This window comes from Marinobacterium marinum (assembly GCF_013868415.1).
Classification (GTDB): domain Bacteria; phylum Pseudomonadota; class Gammaproteobacteria; order Pseudomonadales; family Balneatricaceae; genus Marinobacterium; species Marinobacterium marinum.
In genome coordinates this window covers 1-794 of sequence record NZ_JACEMT010000022.1, presented here as the reverse complement: position 1 = coordinate 794, position 794 = coordinate 1, and the positions used below count along the sequence as shown (strand labels likewise).

Here is a 794-nt window from a genome sequence, read left to right as displayed (position 1 = left end):
ATTTTTTGGAGGATGGCTTCCTTACGTTCCGGTGAATAGTGGGGCATGGTTGTCCTCTGAAATTTTCAGGCGACAACTACGCTGACACATAGGGCCTTAGGGGAGCTTTTTCCTCAAGCCAGACCTTATTAAATACAAAAAACGGACCACAAGGGTCCGTTTTTTATCGCTTACTGAACTCGAGGTTCAGATCGCGGAAATATTTTCAGCCTGAGGGCCTTTCTGACCCTGAGTAACAGTGAACTGAACTTCTTGGCCTTCAGTCAGGTTTTTAAAGCCGGAGCCCGTAATTGCGCTAAAATGGGCGAACACATCCGGGCCACCGCCTTTCTGCTCGATAAAGCCAAAGCCTTTAGTTTCGTTGAACCATTTAACGGTGCCAGTAGTAGTAGACATAATAGTAATCTCGTTCAAAAAGTATTTGAACACTGCAGCTAAAATGCTGAACGTGTTCGATTAATGCTCTAAATAATACAAGGACTTATGAAAACAGAACGAGGTACATACGTTTAGGCAGGACGTCGAAAAGGTGCATAAATGCAGGTGTTACTCTCAAGCAAGATCATCTTACGCTTATTAGTAGCCTAAGGATAGGTTTATAAAATTTATTTTAACATTCAAATATAAACTACATAGTTTTCAACTAGTTGGGTGATCTACGCACCACATATTCAACAATCGCTTCGGGCCGGCATGCGCCGGTAACTGTCAACGTAGTTGTCGCGTATAAGTTATCAGCTCTTTAAAAACTCGCCGCCTTTTCCGGGTTCAGTGTGACTGACTCCGGCAAGCTG

1 protein-coding gene is annotated in these 794 nt (G+C 43.5%); it reads right to left on the bottom strand.

Features of this window, described 5'->3' with window-relative positions; genetic code table 11:
* Positions 1 to 186 precede the first annotated feature (186 nt).
* A complete protein-coding gene (locus H1S06_RS00465) occupies positions 187 to 396 on the bottom strand; it encodes a cold-shock protein (RefSeq protein WP_010321946.1) in 210 nt (69 codons plus the stop codon).
* Between the last annotated feature and the right edge of the window lie 398 nt (positions 397 to 794).

Coding starts and splice junctions, on each gene's coding strand:
- H1S06_RS00465 (WP_010321946.1), bottom strand. CDS start 396: ATGTCTACTACTACTGGCACCGTTAAATGGTTCAACGAAACTAAAGGC.